This window comes from Streptomyces sp. NPDC038200 (assembly GCF_055600785.1).
Genome location: NZ_JBVJYH010000015.1, coordinates 19,974 through 37,568 on the forward strand (window position 1 = coordinate 19,974; position 17,595 = coordinate 37,568).

Below are 17,595 nucleotides of genomic sequence, written 5' to 3' on the forward strand. Positions count from 1 at the left end.
CTCAGCCCGCCTTGCCCGGGGTGGCGGCCTCGCCCAGCTCCTCCGAGATCCGGCCCAGCTGCGCGAGGCGCTGCTCCAGGCTCGGGTGGGTGGAGAAGAACCGCTCGATGCCGGGCTCCTTGCCGGTCGCCGGGGTGAAGTAGAACGCGTTGAAGGCCTGGGCCGTGCGCAGGTCCTTGGTCGGGATCCGCGCGATCTCCCCGGAGACCTTGGTGAGCGCCGCCGCCAGCGCCGAGGGACGGCCGGTCAGATGCGCCGCCGCGCGGTCGGCCGCCAGCTCCCGGTACCGGGACAGTGCTCGGATCAGCAGGAAGCTGATCGCGTACACGGCCGCCGAGACGCCCAGCACGGCGGCGAAGACGGCTGCGGTGTTCTGGTCCCGGCGGCCGCCGCCGAAGACCTGCGAGTAGAAGGCGAACCGTACGACCAGGCCCGCGACCACCCCGAGGAAGGACGCCACCGTGATCACCGCGACGTCCTTGTGCGCCACGTGCGACAGCTCGTGCGCGAGCACGCCCTCCAGCTCCGCGGGCTCCAGCCGCCGCAGCAGCCCCGTCGTCACGCAGACCACGGCGTGATCGGCGTTGCGCCCGGTCGCGAACGCGTTCGGCATGTCCATCTCGGACACGGCGACCGCCGGCTTGGACAGGTCGGCGATCGCGCACAGCCGGTCCACCACGGCGTGCAGCTCGGGATACTCCTCCCGCTCCACGACCCGGCCGCGCATGGCGAACATCGCGATCCGGTCGGAGAACCAGAACTGCGCCACGAACATCGCCCCGATCAGGACGACGACCAGCAGCCAGGACTTCAGCAGCACGATCAGTGCGGCGACGAACCCCACGTACAGCAGTCCGAGCAGGAACAGCGTCAGACCCATGCGCGCGGTCAGCCGCCGATCGCTCCGGAACCGGCTCTGCATCTTGCATCACCCCGCAGTCAGGCACTCGTCCCGCTGTCCAGTGTGCACCTGCCGATTCCCATGAGGTGGTTCCGAACGGCCCCAGGAGCGGCAAAGGCTCCGGGTACGTCGTCACCGGAGCGCCGCGGCGGTCCGGCGGGTCGCGGACCCGGTCCAGCGGCCCGGCGGCCTCCGGCCCCGACCGGTCGCCTTCCCCGCCCGGTCCCCGGTGGCCGCCGCCGAGCGGCCCCTAGTAGGGCGAGCGCATCTGCGCGTACCCCAGCAGCACGATCACCGCGGCCACGCAGCCGAGCACCACGGCCGTCGACACCCACGACGACCGGCGCGGCACCGGGTCCGGGTCGGCGCGGAAGGGCGCCGGCTCCGGCGGGTTCTCCTTCCAGCGGGCGGCGAGCATCCGGGCCCGGGCGGAGGGCTCCTTGTGCTCGGCCGAGTTCGCCCATCTGTGATCGAACTCGTGCTCCCAGTCGTCCTGTTCCGGCATCCCCGTTCAACCTCTCTCGTCCGACACGGTCGGGAGGGATGATCTCCCGACAATAGGAATCCTGGGAAGCGGGAATGGTTGCACGGGGGCCGGAGCCGGTCAGCCGGAGTGGCGGAAACGCGCCCGGTACTCGGTGGGTGTCGTGTCGAGCTTGCGACGGAAAGCCCGGATGAGGGTGTCGGTCGTGCCGAAGCCGCAGCCGGACGCGACGCGTTCCAGGGTGTCGTCCGTGGTCTCGAGCCGGTTGCGGGCCACCTCGACGCGGGCCGCCTCGATATAGGCGGCCGGGGTCATGCCGAGTTCCGTCTTGAAGATCCGGGTGAGCTGGCGCTCGCTGACGTGGGCGTGCCGGGCCAGGTCGGCGATGGTCAGCGGCTCGGCGATGCGCTCGGCGACGAAGTGGCGCAGCTCGGCCGTCCGCCGGGTGGTGGAGACGGGCTCGATGGGGACGCTGAACTGGCTCTGCCCGCTCGGCCGCTTCAGGTACATGACCAACTGGCGGGCGACCCGCAGCGCGACGGCCTCCCCGAAGTCCTCGGAGACGAGCGCCAGGGACAGGTCCAGACAGGCGGTGATGCCCGCGCCGGTCCACACCCCGCCGTCCCGGATGAAGATCGGGTCGGCGTCCACCTCGACCGCGGGATGGTCGGCGGCGAGCTGCTGCGCCGTCGACCAGTGCGTGGTGGCGCGCCGGCCGTCGAGCAGACCGGCCGCGGCGAGCAGGTGGGCGCCCACGCACACCGAGGCGACGCGCCGGCTCCGGCCGGCGAGCGTGCCGACCCAGCCGACGACGGCCGGCTCGGTCAGGGCGTGCACCCGGCGCTGCTCGTCGACCTCGACCGAGCCGGGCACCAGCAGGGTGTCGATGGCCCGCCCGGCCGCCTCCGCGAACGTCAGGTCCGGCAGGACGCGGACCCCGGCGGCGGTGGTGACCGGGTCCATGGTCTCGGCGGCCAGCGCCACCTCGTACCCGGTCTCGTCGTCGGTCTCCCGCCGGAGCAGGGCGAACACCTCCGGCGGCCCGGTGACGTCCAGCAGGTCGACGCCGTCGAACAGCATGATGACGATGAACCGCCGAACGCCGCTCATGTGATCCCCCCCTCGGCCGGCACCCCCGAGCCGACGGCCCGGCGCGTGTCCGGATCTGCACGTCGCACGACGATACCGCCGTGCGGGCGGCTCATGGCACGGCCGCCGCACGACGCAACGGCGAAGCCCCGCCGCTCCGGGGAGCGGCGGGGCCTCGGCGGCGCTGGGGGGCGTCCGTCACACGTCGAAGTACAGCTCGAACTCGTGCGGGTGCGGGCGCAGCTGGAGCGGGGCGATCTCGTTGGTGCGCTTGAAGTCGATCCACGTCTCGATCAGGTCGGACGTGAACACGTCGCCCTGGAGGAGGAACTCGTGGTCGGCCTCGAGGGCGTCGAGGACGGCGTTCAGCGAGGTCGGGACCTGGGCGACGTTCGCGTGCTCCTCGGGAGCCAGCTCGTACAGGTCCTTGTCGATCGGCTCGGCCGGCTCGATCTTGTTCTTGATGCCGTCCAGACCCGCGAGGAGCAGGGCGGAGAAGGCCAGGTACGGGTTGCCGGAGGAGTCCGGGGCGCGGAACTCGACGCGCTTGGCCTTCGGGTTCGAGCCGGTGATCGGGATACGCATCGCGGCGGAGCGGTTGCGCTGCGAGTACACCAGGTTGATCGGCGCCTCGAAGCCCGGCACCAGGCGGTGGTACGAGTTCACCGTCGGGTTGGTGAAGGCCAGCAGCGACGGGGCGTGCTTGAGGATGCCGCCGATGTAGTAGCGGGCGGTGTCCGACAGGCCCGCGTAACCGGCCTCGTCGTAGAACAGCGGGTCGCCGTTGGTCCACAGCGACTGGTGCACGTGCATGCCCGAGCCGTTGTCACCGAAGATCGGCTTCGGCATGAAGGTCGCGGTCTTGCCGTTGCGCCAGGCGACGTTCTTCACGATGTACTTGAAGAGCTGGAGGTCGTCGGCGGCGGCGAGCAGCGTGTTGAACTTGTAGTTGATCTCCGCCTGGCCGGCGGTGCCCACCTCGTGGTGCTGGCGCTCGACCTTCAGGCCCTGCTTGGCCAGCTCCAGGGAGATCTCGGCGCGCAGGTCGGCGAAGTGGTCGACCGGCGGGACCGGGAAGTAGCCGCCCTTGTAGCGGACCTTGTACCCGCGGTTGTCCTCCAGCGCACCGGTGTTCCAGGCGCCCGCCTCGGAGTCGATGTGGTAGAAGGACTCGTTCGCCGAGGTGGCGAAGCGCACGCTGTCGAAGACGTAGAACTCGGCCTCGGGGCCGAAGTACGCGGTGTCGGCGATGCCGGTCGACGCCAGGTACGCCTCCGCCTTCTTCGCCACGTTGCGCGGGTCACGGGAGTACTGCTCGCCCGTGATCGGGTCGTGGATGAAGAAGTTGATGTTGAGGGTCTTGTCCCGGCGGAACGGGTCGACACGCGCGGTGGACAGGTCGGGACGCAGGGCCATGTCCGACTCGTGGATGGCCTGGAAACCGCGGATCGACGACCCGTCGAAGGCCTGCTCGTCGTCGGGGTCGAACGCCTCGGCGGGCAACGTGAAGTGCTGCATGACGCCCGGAAGGTCGCAGAAGCGGACGTCGATGAACTTGACGTCCTCGTCCGCGATGTACTTCTTGGCCTCGTCGGCGTTCTGGAACATCCAGCTCCTCCTACTCCCGACCGTCCGCGCCGGGGTGGTAGATCGTTCGTGCTGCCAGTGCGGTGGCACACGCTGGTCTCGACCCTAGGGACGGGTGATTTCTCGGGCGTGACCCGTTTGTTTCGCAGAAGTTAACCGGCCACCTGTCCACCGTAGCCCCGACACACCCCTGCGCGTAGTGCCCGAAACCGGGCACAGTACCGTGGACGCGTGGACAACAGGCAGGCAATCGGATCGTGGCTCTCCGGACCCCGCGCGGCCATGGAGGAGGCGGGCGCCGACTTCGGATACCGCGGCGAGCAGCTCGGTCTCCCGGAGGAGGGGCCGAACTCGATCGCGCGGCCCGGACGGCGGCTCGGCGCCCTCGCCGTGGACTGGGCGCTGTGCGTCCTGATCGCATACGGCCTGATCACCCACGGCTATGGCCCGGCCACGAGCAACTGGGCGCTGGGCATCTTCTTCGCCCTGAGCGCCCTCACCCTCGGCACCGTCGGCTTCACCCCCGGCAAGCGCCTCTTCGGCATCCGGGTCGTGGCCCTGGAGACCGGCACGGTCAGCCCCGGGCGCTCCCTGCTGCGCACGGTCCTGCTGTGCCTCGCGATCCCCGCGCTGGTCTGGGACCGCGACGGCCGCGGCCTGCACGACCGGCTCGCGAAGACGGTCGAGGTCCGCGTCTGACCACGTGACGTACGACACGGAGGCCACCCGCACCGCCCGGCGCGAGTGGCCTCCGGTGTCTCCGGGCCCCGTTCAGCGGCGCAGCACCGCCGCCACGACCCGGCGCAGCTCGGCCTCCGGATCCCGGGCCGCGTCGGCGGTGCGCCAGGCCACGAACCCGTCCGGCCGGACCAGGACCGCCCCGTCGGCCGTCGTGCCGTGCGCCGCCGCCCAGTCGCCCCCGCCGGGCCCGTCCCCGTCGTACGTCAGGTCGGCGTCCGCCCCCGCACCGATCCGGTACGCCTCCAGCCGTACGCCGTCCGAGGTGGCGAGGCGCCGGGCCGCGTCGTGCCAGGCCGTGCCCGCGGCCGAGCCGGCGTCGCTGAGCAGCACCAGGGACCGCTCGTAGAGGTCGACGGTGGAGAGCCGCTCGCCCGCCCGGCGCAGCCACAGGTGCGGCGCCCGGCTGCCCGGGTCCGCGACCAGCCGCACCCCGTCGGGCACGACCGGCTGGGCCTGGTCGGCGCCCAGGACGGCGCCCTCCAGATAGCGGTAGGCGAGGACGACGGGGAGGATGCCGCTGCGCGGGCCGCCGCCCACGCCCGGAGTGGGGGCGAAGCCGGGGTGGCTGTGCTCCACGGAGCGGGCCGAGGCGCGGGCGCTGGTCGCCATCGCGACGGGCCGGCGCTCGGAGTCGTACGTCTCCAGCAGTCCGGGTCCGGCCCAGCCGTCCAGGACGGCGGACAGCTTCCAGGCCAGGTTGTGCGCGTCCTGGATGCCGGTGTTGGAGCCGAAGGCGCCGGTCGGGGACATCTCGTGGGCGGAGTCGCCGGCGAGCAGCACCCTGCCGGCCGTGTACCGCTCGGCGACGCGCTCCGCGGCGCGCCAGGACGCCTTGCCGGTGACCTCGACGTCGAGGTCGGGGACGCCGACGGCCAGCCGGATGTGCCGCTGCAGCCGCTCCTCGGTGAACTCCTCCAGCGTCTCGCCCTGTTCCGGGTGCCAGGGGGCGTGGAAGACCCAGTGCTCCTTGTTGTCGACGGGCAGCAGGGCGCCGTCGGCCTCCGGGTTGGTGAGGTAGCAGCAGATGAAGTGCCGGTCGCCGACGGTCTCGGCGAGCAGCTTGGAACGGAAGGTGATGCTCACGTTGGCGAAGAGGTCGCCGTGGCCGCTCTGCCCGATGCCGAGCCGGCGCCGGACGGGGCTGCGCGGGCCGTCGCAGGCGACCAGGTAGTCGGCGCGGACCGTGTACAGCTCGTCGCTGTCGCGGTCCCGGACGAGCGCCGTCACTCCTTCGGGGTCCTGGTCGAAGGATTCCATCTCGTGGAAGTAGCGAAGGTCGCCGCCGAGCGCGCGGGCCCCCCTCAGCAGCACCGGCTCCAGATCGTTCTGGCTGCACAGGCACCACGTCGTGGGGCTGAACCGGGCGAGTCCGCCGCCCGGGTCGATCTCCCGGAACAGCCACTCCCCGGCGTCCCCGACCAGGGTCGGGGTCTGCAGGATGCCGTGGTTGTCCGCGAGCAGCGCGGCCGCCGTCTTGATGTCCGGCTCCAGGCCGGCCACCCGGAACAACTCCATCGTCCGCAGGTTGTTGCCGCGGCCGCGTGGGTGGATCGAGGTACCGGAGTGCCGCTCGACGAGCATGTGCGGTACGCCGAGACGGCCCAGGAAGACGGACAGGGACAGGCCCACCAGAGAGCCGCCCACGACGAGGACGGGCACCTGGTGATCGGCTTTCTGCTGCATCGAGGCTCCAGAGGCAGGGGGCGGGGTGTGAGGCGCGCTGCTGTTTCTCTGCCCTTTATGGGCCCTTTTGCGTACCCAATCACCCACGTGGTTCACGCGAGTCGCGCGTACCGAGGGAAGCGGCACAGGATCAAGGAGCGCTGACGTCGCGTCATCGGCGGCCGGCGTTCGCCTCTGCCCCCGTGAAGGAGAAGCGCAGCATGACCACCACCTCGGAAAAGCTCTCGGACCAGTTGACGCGCCAGGCGGCACGGGTCTCCCAGTCCGTGTTCGACGGCTCCCGTCTCCGGGTCGTCCTGCTCGTGGACGTCTACGACGGCGCCCAGCAGCAGTTCCTGGAGGCCTACGAGCAACTGTGCAACCAGGTGGCGCAGGTGCCCGGCCACGTCAGCGACCAGTTGTGCCAGTCGATCGAGAACCCCTCCCAATGGCTCATCACCAGCGAGTGGGAGAGCGCCCCGCCCTTCCTCACCTGGGTGAACAGCGAGGAACACGTGCGGATGGTGCAGCCGCTGCACAGCTGTGTCCGCGACACCCGGTCGCTGCGCTTCCACATCGTCCGCGAGACGGGCGGCGAGTCGTCCGCCGCCTCCACGCCGCGGCGCCGGCTCCAGACGTCACCGCGGATCGGTGACGGCGTCATCCGGCACGCGCTGACCTTCACGGTCAAGCCGGGCAGCGAGTCGGAGGTGAAGCGGATCCTGGCGAACTACGCCTCGCCCCAGGCGCGGGTCGACGACAGCACCCGGCTGTGCCGCACCTCCCTGTTCATGCACGGCAACCGCGTCGTACGCGCCATCGAGGTGCGCGGCGACCTGCTCGCGGCACTGCGGCACGTCGCCCGGCAGCCCGAGGTGCGGGCCGTGGAGGAGGCCATCAACCCGTACCTGGAGCAGGAGCGGGACCTCGACGACCAGGAGTCCGCACGGCTGTTCTTCACCCGGGCGGCCCTGCCCGCCGTGCACCACGTCACCGCGGACGAACTCACCGAGGGCGAGCGGCAGGCCCTGTACTACCCGGCCCTGCCGGGCGGCGGGATGCAGCTGGCCGAGCTGCTCGCCCAGCAGGACGAGGCGGCGGCGGACGACCCGGACAGCCCGGTCCTGCGCAGCACGATCTTCCACCGCGACGACGTCGTCGTACGGCTGATCGACGTCCGCCCGGGTTCGGGCGGACACACCGTCCTGCCGGAGCCGGGCCGCCAGGCCGCGCTCGGCGCCCTGCTGGACGGCCCGCCCGTCGGCATGGACCTCGTCACCGACCGCCGCTCGCCGGACGCCTGACCCGGCTGCCAGCACACCAACGGAGGAACGTCGTGATCAAACACCTTCCGAAGATCGTGGACCTCAGCGAGGTCGAGCCCAACACCCGGCGCGGCGGCGATCTGCGCGCCATGCTCACCCCGGCGACGGTGGGATCCACCAGCGGTTTCATGGGCGTGGCCATCGTGCAGCCCGGCGACCGCATCGGTGAGCACTACCACCCGTACTCCGAGGAGTTCGTCTACGTCCTCAGCGGCCGGCTGGAGGTCGACCTGGACGGCGAGCCGCACCCGCTGCGGCCCGAGCAGGGGCTGATGATCCCCATGAACATGCGCCACCGCTTCCGCAACGTGGGCGACGAGGAGGCGCGGATCGTCTTCCACCTGGGACCGCTGGCCCCGCGGCCGGCCCTCGGCCACGTCGACACCGAGGAGACGGAGGCCGTGGCCACCGCCGCCGAGCCGGCCGGCCGGGAACAGGTCCGCTCATGAACCGGCGCGTGGCGGTCACCGGCATAGGCATCGTCGCACCGGGCGGGATCGGCGTACCGGCGTTCTGGGACCTGCTCGCCGAAGGCCGTACCGCGACGCGGGGCATCACGTTCTTCGACCCGGCCGGGCTCAGGTCCCGGATCGCCGCCGAGTGCGACTTCGACCCCGCCGCGCACGGCCTGGACGTCGAGGAGATCCAGCGGGCGGACCGGTACATACAGTTCGCCCTGGTCGCCGGTGGGGAGGCGGTCCGGGACTCCGGCCTCGACATGAGCCGGGAGGACCCCTGGCGGGTCGGCGTCTCCCTGGGCACCGCGGTCGGCGGCACCACCCGTCTGGAGCACGACTACGTCCTGGTCAGCCATCGCGGGCAGCGCTGGGACGTCGACCACTCCGAGGCGGAGCCGCAGCTGCACCGGGCGTTCTCGCCCAGCACCGTGGCCTCCGCCGTGGCGGAACGCTTCGGCGCCCAGGGTCCCGTGCAGACCGTGTCCACCGGCTGCACCTCCGGACTGGACGCCGTCGGATACGCCTTCCACACCGTCCAGGAAGGCCGGGCGGACATATGCATCGCGGGGGCGTCGGACTCCCCGATCTCCCCGATCACCATGGCCTGCTTCGACGCGATCAAGGCCACATCCCCGAACAACGACGACCCCGCGCACGCCTCCCGGCCCTTCGACAACAACCGTGACGGCTTCGTCATGGGCGAGGGCGGCGCGGTGCTCGTGCTGGAGGAACTGGAACACGCCCGGGCCCGCGGTGCCCACGTGTACTGCGAGTTCGGCGGCTACGCCACCTTCGGCAACGCCTACCACATGACCGGTCTGACCAAGGAGGGCCTGGAGATGGCGAGGGCCGTCGAGACCGCCCTCGACCAGGCGCGGCTCGACCCGACGGCGATCGACTACGTCAACGCGCACGGTTCCGGCACCCGGCAGAACGACCGCCACGAGACGGCGGCCGTGAAGCGGGCGCTCGGCCACCACGCCTACGACACCCCGATGAGCTCCATCAAGTCCATGGTGGGGCACTCCCTCGGGGCGATCGGCGCCATCGAACTGGTCGCCTGCGTACTGGCCCTCGTCAAGCAGGTCGTACCGCCGACCGCGAACTACGAGATCCCCGACCCCGAGTGCGACCTGGACTACGTCCCGCGCGTCGCCCGCGAACGGAAACTGAGCAGCGTGCTGTCCGTGGGCAGCGGGTTCGGCGGCTTCCAGTCCGCGGTGATCCTGACCCGGCCGAGGGAGTGAGGACACGATGAGCGAACCGCAGGACCGGCAAGCGGCCATCACCGGCATCGGGGTGGTCGCGCCCAACGGCACCAGCACCGACACCTTCTGGAAAGCCACCCAGGAGGGCCTCGGCGTCCTCGACCGGATCACCCGCGAGGGCTGCGAGCACCTTCCCCTCAAGGTGGCCGGTGAGGTCCGCGCCTTCGACCCCTCGGCCACGATCGAGGAGCGCTTCCTCGTCCAGACCGACCGGTTCACGCACTACGCCATGGCCGCGGCCGACTTCGCGCTGGACGACGCCCGGCTCGGGCCGGGCAGCATCCCCGACGCCCCGTACTCCATCGGCGTGGTCACCGCCGCCGGGTCGGGCGGCGGCGAGTTCGGCCAGCGCGAACTCCAGCAACTGTGGGGCAAGGGCAGCCGGTTCGTCGGGCCGTACCAGTCCATCGCCTGGTTCTACGCCGCGAGCACCGGCCAGGTCTCCATCCGCCGCGGCTTCAAGGGCCCCTGCTCGGTCGTCGCCTCCGACGAGGCCGGCGGCCTGGACGCCCTCGCCCACGCGGCCCGGGCGGTGCGGCGCGGCACCGACGTGATCGTGGCCGGTTCCACCGAGGCGCCGCTCGCGCCGTACTCGATGGTCTGCCAGCTCGGCTACGAGGAGCTGAGCCGCGAGACCGACCCGTCCCGGGCGTACCGCCCGTTCACGGACGGGGCGTGCGGCTTCGTGCCGGCCGAGGGCGGCGCGATGCTCGTCGTGGAGGCGGAGGCCACCGCCCGTGACCGCGGCGTCGGGATCCGGGCCGTCGTGGCGGGCCACGGAGCCACCTTCACCGGCGCCTCCCGCTGGGCGCAGTCCCGCGACGGTCTCGCCCAGGCCATCCGGCAGGCGCTGCACGAGGCCGGCTGCGCCCCCGAGGAGGTCGACGTCGTCTTCGCCGACGCCCTCGGAGTGCCGGAGGCGGACCGGGCGGAGGCGCTGGCGCTCGCCGACGCCCTGGGCGAGCACGGCAGGCGGGTACCGGTCACCGCGCCGAAGACCGGCATCGGCCGCGGGTACTGCGCGGCCCCCGTGCTGGACACCGCGGCGGCCGTGCTGGCGATGGAGCACGGCCTGATCCCGCCGACGCCGAACGTCTTCGACGTCTGCCACGACCTCGACCTCGTGACGGGGCGCGCCCGCGTCGCCGAACTGCGGACGGCGCTGGTCCTCAGCCGTGGACTCATGGGGTCGAACTCGGCGCTGGTGCTGCGCCGCGGCACCGCGCAGTGAGTACAGAAAAGGAGGAGAAGCACATGCCCAAGATCACCGTGGAAGAACTCGCCGCGCTGATGAAGAAGGCCGCCGGGGTCACCGTCAGCCCGCAGCAGCTCCAGGAGAAGCCGGACACCGGATTCGACGTCCTCGGCATCGACTCGCTCGGCCTGCTCGGCATCGTCGGCGAACTGGAGAACACCCACGGCACCCCGATGCCGGTGGACGCGGAGCGCTGCAAGACACCGCAGCAGTTCCTCAACCTCGTCAACAGCACCCTGATGGCAGGAGCCTGAGATGGCAGGACACACCCAGAACGAGATCACCATCGCCGCCCCCCTGGACCTGGTCTGGGACATGACCAACGACCTGGAGCGGTGGCCGCAGCTGTTCAGCGAGTACGCCTCGGTGGAGGTCCTCAAGCGGGAGGGCGCGAAGACGACCTTCCGGCTGACCATGCACCCGGACGAGAACGGCACCGTCTGGAGCTGGGTCTCCCAGCGGGAGCCGGACCGCGACGCGCTCACCGTCAAGGCGCACCGGGTGGAGACCGGGCCCTTCGCCTTCATGAACATCCACTGGCGGTACGAGGAGGTCCCCGCCGGCACCCGGATGGTCTGGACCCAGGACTTCGAGATGAAGCCGGACGCCCCCGTCGACGACGACTGGATGACCGACAACATCAACAAGAACTCCAAGGTCCAGCTGGCCCTCATCCGGGACAAGATCGAGAAGGCGGCCTCCGGTCAGCGGCCCGCCCCGGCCCTGGCCGACTGAGCCGGACGACAGGAGACGACCGTGCACCAGGCCCTGATCGTCGCCCGGATGGCCCCGGGCTCCGCCCCCGGCATCGCCAAGGTGTTCGCGGAGTCCGACCGGGGAGAGCTGCCCGGGCTCGTCGGAGTGGTCCGGCGCAGCCTCTTCCAGTTCGGCGACGTGTACATGCACCTCATCGAGTCCGAACGCGAGCCCGGACCGGCCATCGCCGAGGTGACCTCGCACCCTGAGTTCAGGGAGGTCAGCGAGCGCCTTCAGGCATACGTCAGCGCGTACGACCCGGAGACCTGGCGGTCCCCGAAGGACGCCATGGCACAGCGCTTCTACGTCTGGGAGCGCGACGCCGGCGCCTGAGCCCCCGTCCGGACCACCGGTGCCGGGCCCGCGTGCGACGCGGACCCGGCACCGGTGTGCTCCCGGAAGGAGTCGGTCACGCGGGGACGATGCAGTCGAACGCGTGCAGGAACGGGTTGACCGGCCGGATGTCGCCGACGCTCAGCCCCGCCGCCCGGAGCCGGCTCACCATGCTGTCGGTGGTGTGCTTGGCCCCGCCGACGTTCAGGAGCAGCAGCAGGTCCATGGCGGTGCTGAACCGCATCGACGGGGTGTCGTCGACGAGGTTCTCGATGACCACGACCCGGGCGCCGGGCCCGCCCGCCTCGACGACGTTGCGCAGCAGCCGGGCGGTGGACTCGTCGTCCCACTCCAGGATGTTCTTGATGATGTAGGCGTCGGCCTCGACCGGGACCGACACCCGGATGTCGCCGGGCACGATCCGGGTCCGGTCCGCGAGATCACCGCCCGGGCGCAGCCGCGCCACGGCGTTCTCCACCACCCGCGGCAGATCGAGCAGGTAGCCGCGCATCGCCGGGTACTTGTCCAGCAGGCTCGCCACCACATGGCCCTGCCCGCCGCCGACGTCCGCGACCGATCTGCTCCCGGACAGGTCCAGCAGAGCCGCCACCTCCCGCGCCGACTGCTCGCTGGAGCGGGTCATCGCGCGGTTGAAGACGTCCGCGGACTCGGGGGCGTCCTCGTTGAGGTAGGTGAAGAACTCCTTGCCGTAGAGGTCCTCCACGACGTTCCGGCCGGTGCGCACCGCCTCGTCCAGCCGGGGCCAGGCGTCCCAGGTCCACGGCTCGGTGCACCACATGGCGATGGCCCGCAGACTGTTCGGGTCGTCCTCGCGCAGCAGCCGGGACATCTCGGTGTGGGCGAACGTCCCGTCGGGCCGCTCGGCGAAGACGCCGTAGCAGGACAGGGCGCGCAGCAGCCGGCGCAGCGGCTTGGGCTCGGTGCGCAGCGCGGACGCCAGGCTCTCCGCGGTCATGGGGGCGTCCCCGAGCGCGTCGGCGACGCCGAGCCGGGCGGCGGCGCGGACGGCGGCGGCACAGGCCGCCCCGAACACCAGCTCGCGCAGCCGCATCGACGGCGGGGGAGAGGGGGGTGCCCCCGGCTCCACCGGAGCCGAGACCTCGGGGGATGGTGCGGTCATGTGCCGCCTTCCTTCCTTGCGTGGGTCGGGAACGGCTGCCCGGTCAGCACAGGCCGGCGGGCTTGGAGGCCCGGCAGGCGTTGCCGGCGAAGGCGTTGCCGCTCTTGGTGGCCTCCTGGTTGACGAGGTCCGCCGGCGCGTTGCTCTCCAGGTAGTTGTCCGCGACGCGGTTCTGCTCGCTGGTGACGCCCACGAAGCTCTTGAAGAGGACGATGCCGCCCGAGAGCGGGGACCTGCCCGAGTGGCCGATGACCGTGTTCCCGGTCACGAGGGCCTTCTCGGTGCCGGTCAGCACGATGCCGGAGCCCTGGAGGTAGGGCAGCCGGGCGGTCTTCGCGCAGTACTTGTTGTTCCGCTCGACGCGGTTCTCGCTGACGGTCAGGGCGCCCGCCTTCGGCTTGTTCTCGTCGCCGACGACGAAGACGCCCGCGCAGTTGGCGGTGACGAGGTTGTGCGTGACGGTGAGGTTGCGCAGCCGGCGGACGGTGAGGCCGATGCGGTTGTCCTCCAGGCGGTTCCGCTCGACCAGCGCGCCCTTGCTGTCCTTGGCGCCCTGCTCGGCCTTGACGTTGTTGGCGAGGAACAGGCCCGCGTCCCCGTTGCGCCGGGCGGTGTTGGCCCGGAACACCCCGCGGGTGGAGTGCTCCTGGGCGATGCCCCACTGGCCGTTGTCCTCGGCGGTCACCCGCTGCACGGTCAGACGGTCGGTGCCCATGGCCCACACGCCGGTCTTGGCGAAGCCGCGCACCGTCAGGTCGGAGACGGTGACGTCCCGGAGCGCCTTGTTCTTGCCCCCGACCACGCAGATGCCGCTGCCGGCCGAGAGGCAGGTGGGGGAGGCCTTCCCGCCGAGGGCCTTCTTGCCGAGCGACGCGGACTTGGTCTTCTCGGGCGGCTGGATCACGGTGAGGGGCCCCATGCCGCGCAGGGTCACTCCGGCCGTCTTGACCGTGACGGTCTCGTGGTAGACGCCGGCCGGCACGAACACGGTGTCGCCGGCCCTGGCGGCGTCGACCGCCTTCTGGATCGACTGGCCGGGGCGCACCACGAGGGTCTGGTGGTGGGCGGCCGACGCCGGGGTCGCGCCGAGGAACGCGCCGGCGAGGGTCGTGGAGCATGCGAGGTACGCAATGTGTCGCTTTGTCACGTTCTGAGGCTAGGAGGGGAGGAGCCGATCCCCGCTGGATGCTCCGTTCGGCGGCGTGTCAACCGGCCGGCGCGCCCCGGCCCGGAAACGACGGACGGTGCGAGGGCGACGCCGGACGGCACGAGGGTGCGACGGGCGGCCCGGAAACGACGGACGGCCCCACCCGGCGACGCGGGTGGGGCCGTCCGTCCTCGACGTGCGGCGGGGCGCTCAGCGCCCCCGGGGGCCGCCCTTCGGCAGCTTCATGCCCTTGGGCATGGGGCCCTTCGGCAACGGCATGTTGCTCATCAGGTCACCCATGGCCCGCAGGCGGTCGTTGGTGGTCGTCACCTGGGGACCGGTGAGCACCCGCGGGAACTTCAGCAGGGTCGTGCGGAGCTTCTTCAGCTCCACCTGGCCGTCGCCCGTGCCGACGATCACATCGTGCACCGGCACGTCCGCGACGATGCGGTTCATCTTCTTCTTCTCGGCGGCCAGCAGGCTCTTCACCCGGTTCGGGTTGCCCTCGGCGACCAGCACGATGCCGGCCTTGCCGACCGCCCGGTGCACGACGTCCTGGCTGCGGTTCATCGCCACCGCCGGAGTCGTCGTCCAGCCCCGGCCGATGTTGTCCAGCACCGCGGCCGCTGCGCCCGGCTGGCCCTCCATCTGGCCGAAGGCGGCCCGCTCGGCCCGGCGGCCGAACACGATCGCCGACGCCAGCAGGGCGACCAGCAGACCGAAGATCCCCAGGTAGACCGGGTGGCCGATCAGAAAGCCGATCGCGAGGAAGACACCGAGGGTGCCGATGCCGACGGCCGCGAGTACAAGACCGATCTTCTTGTCGGCCTTGCGGGTCATCTTGTACGTGAGGGCGATCTGCTTCAGTCGCCCCGCATTCGCGGCGTCCGCCGCGGTTTCCTTCCTCGCCATGCCACGAAGTCTACGTGCCCCCGGGAGCGCGGACGACGGCAGTGCCCGGCGGGGGAGCGGTCAGGGGCGGGTGGCGGCCTGTTCCAGGACCCGCTGGGCCTCGACCCGGTCCTTGGCCCGGCGACGGTCCTCCAGGACGGAGGCCCAGGCGTTGCGGCGGGCGGTGCGCTGACCGCCGCTCATCAGCAGGGACTCGACGGCGCGCAGGGCGTCGGTGAAGGACGGGATGGCGGTGGCGCGTACGGGCGCGGCCTGCATGATCGAGGTCCCCCCTCGGAGCGGTGTCGATACGGGGCGTGATACCAGAGTCACTGATTGGTGTTACCAGGGCGTGTCCGACCGGTCAAACGCCGGTGAAGCCTTGATGCGGCCGGTCGGAACGCCGACGCGGCCCTGACGGTGCCCTCATCAGCGAGGACGGTCAGGACCGCGTCGAGTCGGCCATTACTGGCCAGTAGGAACTTGTGCGCGAATTCACACGCTCGGCTCAGACCGCCTGGGTGGCGATGTACGTGCCACGCTTCTCGACGGCCATCTGGTACAGGCGGCCGGCGCGGTACGAGGAGCGCACCAGCGGGCCGGACATCACACCGGAGAAGCCGATCTGCTCGGCCTCCTCCTTCAGCTCCACGAACTCCTGCGGCTTCACCCAGCGCTCCACCGGGTGGTGCCGGACGGAGGGGCGCAGGTACTGGGTGATGGTGACCAGCTCGCAGCCGGCCTCGTGCAGCTGCTGGAGCGCCTCGCTGACCTCCTCGCGGGTCTCGCCCATGCCGAGGATCAGGTTCGACTTGGTGACCAGGCCGTAGTCGCGGGCCTCGGTGATGACCTTCAGGGAGCGCTCGTAGCGGAAGCCGGGGCGGATCCGCTTGAAGATCCGCGGGACCGTCTCGACGTTGTGCGCGAAGACCTCGGGGCGGGAGGCGAAGACCTCGGCGAGCTGCTCGGGGACCGCGTTGAAGTCCGGAGCGAGCAGCTCGACCTTGGTGCGCCCGGCCGCGCGCTCCGCCGTCTGCCGGTGGATCTGGCGCACGGTCTCGGCGTACAGCCAGGCGCCGCCGTCCTCCAGGTCGTCGCGGGCGACGCCGGTGATGGTGGCGTAGTTCAGGTCCATGGTGACCACGGACTCGCCGACCCGGCGCGGCTCGTCGCGGTCGAGCGCCTCGGGCTTGCCGGTGTCGATCTGGCAGAAGTCGCAGCGCCGGGTGCACTGGTCGCCGCCGATGAGGAAGGTCGCCTCGCGGTCCTCCCAGCACTCGTAGATGTTCGGGCAGCCGGCTTCCTGGCACACCGTGTGCAGGCCCTCGCTCTTCACGAGGTTCTGCATCTTCGTGTATTCGGGGCCCATTTTCGCCCGGGTCTTGATCCACTCGGGCTTGCGCTCGATGGGGGTCTGGCTGTTGCGGACCTCCAGGCGCAGCATCTTGCGTCCGTCGGGTGCGACTGCGGACACGACCGGCTCCCTGTGACTTCGATTCTTCGGCGTACACCAGGGTACGCCCGTACTGTTCGCGCCCTGCCGCTGAGGCCAACCTCGCTACCGCAGGGCGCATTCCCGAGGGAGGAGTCCGGCAGCGATCAGGCGGAGGCCTTCTCGACCACCCGGGGCTTCAGCTCGGCGTGCTCCAGGATGTCCTTCAGGTGCTTCTCCACCACCGGCAGGACCTCCTCGATGGAGATGTCCCGGCCCAGCTCGCTCGCGAGGGAGGCCACCCCCGCGTCCCGGATCCCGCACGGGATGATCCGGTCGAACCACTTCATGTCGGGGTTCACGTTGAACGAGAAGCCGTGCATGGTGACGCCCTTGGCCACCCGGATGCCGATCTGCGCGATCTTGCGGTCCTCACGGCGCTGGCCCGCGTTGGAGGGAGCGTACTCGGGGCCGTTGAGACGGGGGTCGAACTCGTCGTCGGTCAGCCGCGGGTCGAAGTCCAGGGACAGCCCCCCGAGCGCCGGCCGCTGCTCGACCGGGTCGCCGAGCACCCACACCCCGCTGCGGCCCTCGACCCGGGTGGTCTCCAGACCGAACTCGGCACAGGCGCGGATGATCGCCTCCTCCAGCCGCCGCACGTGCGCGACCACGTCCACCGGGCGGGGCAGCTTCTGGATCGGGTACCCCACCAGCTGGCCCGGGCCGTGCCAGGTGATCTTGCCGCCGCGGTCCACGTCGATGACCGGGGTGCCGTCCAGCGGGCGCTCGCTGTCCTCGGTGCGCCGGCCGGCCGTGTACACCGGGGGGTGCTCCAGGAGGATCACGGTGTCGGGGACCTCGTCGGCGAACCGGGCCGCGTGCACCCGGCGCTGCTCGTCCCACGCCTCTTGGTAATCGACGGCATCCGCACCGAACCCCATGCGGACGAACCGCAACTCACTCACGGCAAGCGCCTCCCTCGGCGGTGTGTCAGGCCTGTATCGCGCCCACGCCACTGTACGTCCGACCGGCGTACGTCAGCCCTGCGGGCGTTCCTCACACGATCGGATGAATGGATGGCGAAAGATGCGACCGTCTGCTCACTCTCCGCTACATTCGCGCCGT

Annotated in this window: 19 protein-coding genes; 8 read left to right on the top strand and 11 right to left on the bottom strand. The window is 71.2% G+C overall.

Annotated elements, in window-relative coordinates:
* Position 1: 1 nt before the first annotated feature.
* The 4 genes from htpX to glnA form a co-directional block, all read right to left on the bottom strand.
* The gene (gene htpX / locus ACZ7KF_RS27150; protein WP_471080190.1) at positions 2-922 is read right to left on the bottom strand and encodes a zinc metalloprotease HtpX; all 921 of its coding nucleotides are present in this window, start codon (positions 920-922) and stop codon (positions 2-4) included.
* Between the two features lie 229 nt (positions 923-1,151).
* On the bottom strand, positions 1,152-1,406 hold the full coding sequence (locus ACZ7KF_RS27155; RefSeq protein WP_471080193.1) for an SCO2583/SCO2584 N-terminal domain-containing protein: 255 nt from the start codon (positions 1,404-1,406) through the stop codon (positions 1,152-1,154).
* Between the two features lie 99 nt (positions 1,407-1,505).
* On the bottom strand, positions 1,506-2,495 hold the full coding sequence (locus ACZ7KF_RS27160; protein ID WP_471080195.1) for a GlxA family transcriptional regulator: 990 nt from the start codon (positions 2,493-2,495) through the stop codon (positions 1,506-1,508).
* Positions 2,496-2,672: 177 nt separating this feature from the next.
* Entirely contained in the window at positions 2,673-4,082 is a 1,410-nt protein-coding gene (gene glnA, locus ACZ7KF_RS27165) for a type I glutamate--ammonia ligase (RefSeq protein WP_471080197.1), read from the bottom strand.
* Between the two features lie 210 nt (positions 4,083-4,292).
* Between glnA and ACZ7KF_RS27170 the strand changes: the two genes are divergently transcribed.
* The gene (locus tag ACZ7KF_RS27170; protein WP_471080200.1) at positions 4,293-4,760 is read left to right on the top strand and encodes an RDD family protein; all 468 of its coding nucleotides are present in this window, start codon (positions 4,293-4,295) and stop codon (positions 4,758-4,760) included.
* 72 nt (positions 4,761-4,832) lie between these two features.
* Here the strand turns inward: ACZ7KF_RS27170 and ACZ7KF_RS27175 are convergent, their stop codons facing one another.
* A complete protein-coding gene (locus ACZ7KF_RS27175; protein ID WP_471080203.1) occupies positions 4,833-6,485 on the bottom strand; it encodes an FAD-dependent oxidoreductase in 1,653 nt (550 codons plus the stop codon).
* Positions 6,486-6,685: 200 nt separating this feature from the next.
* Here ACZ7KF_RS27175 and ACZ7KF_RS27180 point away from each other — a divergent pair, with 200 nt between their 5' ends.
* Genes ACZ7KF_RS27180 through ACZ7KF_RS27210 form a run of 7 tightly spaced genes read left to right on the top strand, consistent with a single transcriptional unit; the run spans position 6,686 to position 11,859 of the window.
* A complete protein-coding gene (locus tag ACZ7KF_RS27180; protein ID WP_471080206.1) occupies positions 6,686-7,768 on the top strand; it encodes a SchA/CurD-like domain-containing protein in 1,083 nt (360 codons plus the stop codon).
* 32 nt (positions 7,769-7,800) lie between these two features.
* Positions 7,801-8,238, top strand: a complete 438-nt coding sequence (locus tag ACZ7KF_RS27185; RefSeq protein ID WP_471080208.1) for a cupin domain-containing protein — start codon at positions 7,801-7,803, stop codon at positions 8,236-8,238.
* Complete coding sequence (locus ACZ7KF_RS27190) at positions 8,235-9,494, top strand: beta-ketoacyl-[acyl-carrier-protein] synthase family protein (protein WP_471080211.1); 1,260 nt, start codon at positions 8,235-8,237, stop codon at positions 9,492-9,494. Before ACZ7KF_RS27185 ends, ACZ7KF_RS27190 begins: the two co-directional genes overlap by 4 nt.
* Before the next feature lie 7 nt (positions 9,495-9,501).
* Complete coding sequence (locus ACZ7KF_RS27195) at positions 9,502-10,746, top strand: ketosynthase chain-length factor (protein WP_471080213.1); 1,245 nt, start codon at positions 9,502-9,504, stop codon at positions 10,744-10,746.
* Between the two features lie 23 nt (positions 10,747-10,769).
* Positions 10,770-11,024 (top strand): acyl carrier protein, encoded by a 255-nt coding sequence (locus tag ACZ7KF_RS27200; RefSeq protein WP_225822647.1) that lies wholly within the window; start codon positions 10,770-10,772, stop codon positions 11,022-11,024.
* 1 nt (position 11,025) lies between these two features.
* Complete coding sequence (locus tag ACZ7KF_RS27205) at positions 11,026-11,505, top strand: SRPBCC family protein (protein ID WP_471080216.1); 480 nt, start codon at positions 11,026-11,028, stop codon at positions 11,503-11,505.
* A 21-nt stretch (positions 11,506-11,526) separates the two neighbouring features.
* Positions 11,527-11,859 (top strand): TcmI family type II polyketide cyclase, encoded by a 333-nt coding sequence (locus ACZ7KF_RS27210; RefSeq protein ID WP_471080219.1) that lies wholly within the window; start codon positions 11,527-11,529, stop codon positions 11,857-11,859.
* Positions 11,860-11,935: 76 nt separating this feature from the next.
* Here ACZ7KF_RS27210 and ACZ7KF_RS27215 read toward each other — a convergent pair whose 3' ends face one another.
* The 6 genes from ACZ7KF_RS27215 to lipB all read right to left on the bottom strand — a co-directional run bounded on the left by ACZ7KF_RS27215 (position 11,936) and on the right by lipB (position 17,435).
* Complete coding sequence (locus tag ACZ7KF_RS27215) at positions 11,936-13,000, bottom strand: methyltransferase (protein WP_471080222.1); 1,065 nt, start codon at positions 12,998-13,000, stop codon at positions 11,936-11,938.
* 43 nt (positions 13,001-13,043) lie between these two features.
* A complete protein-coding gene (locus ACZ7KF_RS27220) occupies positions 13,044-14,147 on the bottom strand; it encodes a right-handed parallel beta-helix repeat-containing protein (protein ID WP_471080225.1) in 1,104 nt (367 codons plus the stop codon).
* Positions 14,148-14,357: 210 nt separating this feature from the next.
* The gene (locus ACZ7KF_RS27225; RefSeq protein ID WP_225822652.1) at positions 14,358-15,059 is read right to left on the bottom strand and encodes a DUF4191 domain-containing protein; all 702 of its coding nucleotides are present in this window, start codon (positions 15,057-15,059) and stop codon (positions 14,358-14,360) included.
* A 60-nt stretch (positions 15,060-15,119) separates the two neighbouring features.
* Positions 15,120-15,317, bottom strand: coding sequence for an SCO2195 family GlnR-regulated protein (locus ACZ7KF_RS27230; RefSeq protein ID WP_225822653.1), 198 nt, complete (start codon positions 15,315-15,317; stop codon positions 15,120-15,122).
* 229 nt (positions 15,318-15,546) lie between these two features.
* Positions 15,547-16,512 (bottom strand): lipoyl synthase, encoded by a 966-nt coding sequence (lipA, locus tag ACZ7KF_RS27235; protein WP_471080229.1) that lies wholly within the window; start codon positions 16,510-16,512, stop codon positions 15,547-15,549.
* Between the two features lie 125 nt (positions 16,513-16,637).
* Entirely contained in the window at positions 16,638-17,435 is a 798-nt protein-coding gene (lipB, locus tag ACZ7KF_RS27240; RefSeq protein ID WP_225822655.1) for a lipoyl(octanoyl) transferase LipB, read from the bottom strand.
* Positions 17,436-17,595 lie beyond the last annotated feature (160 nt).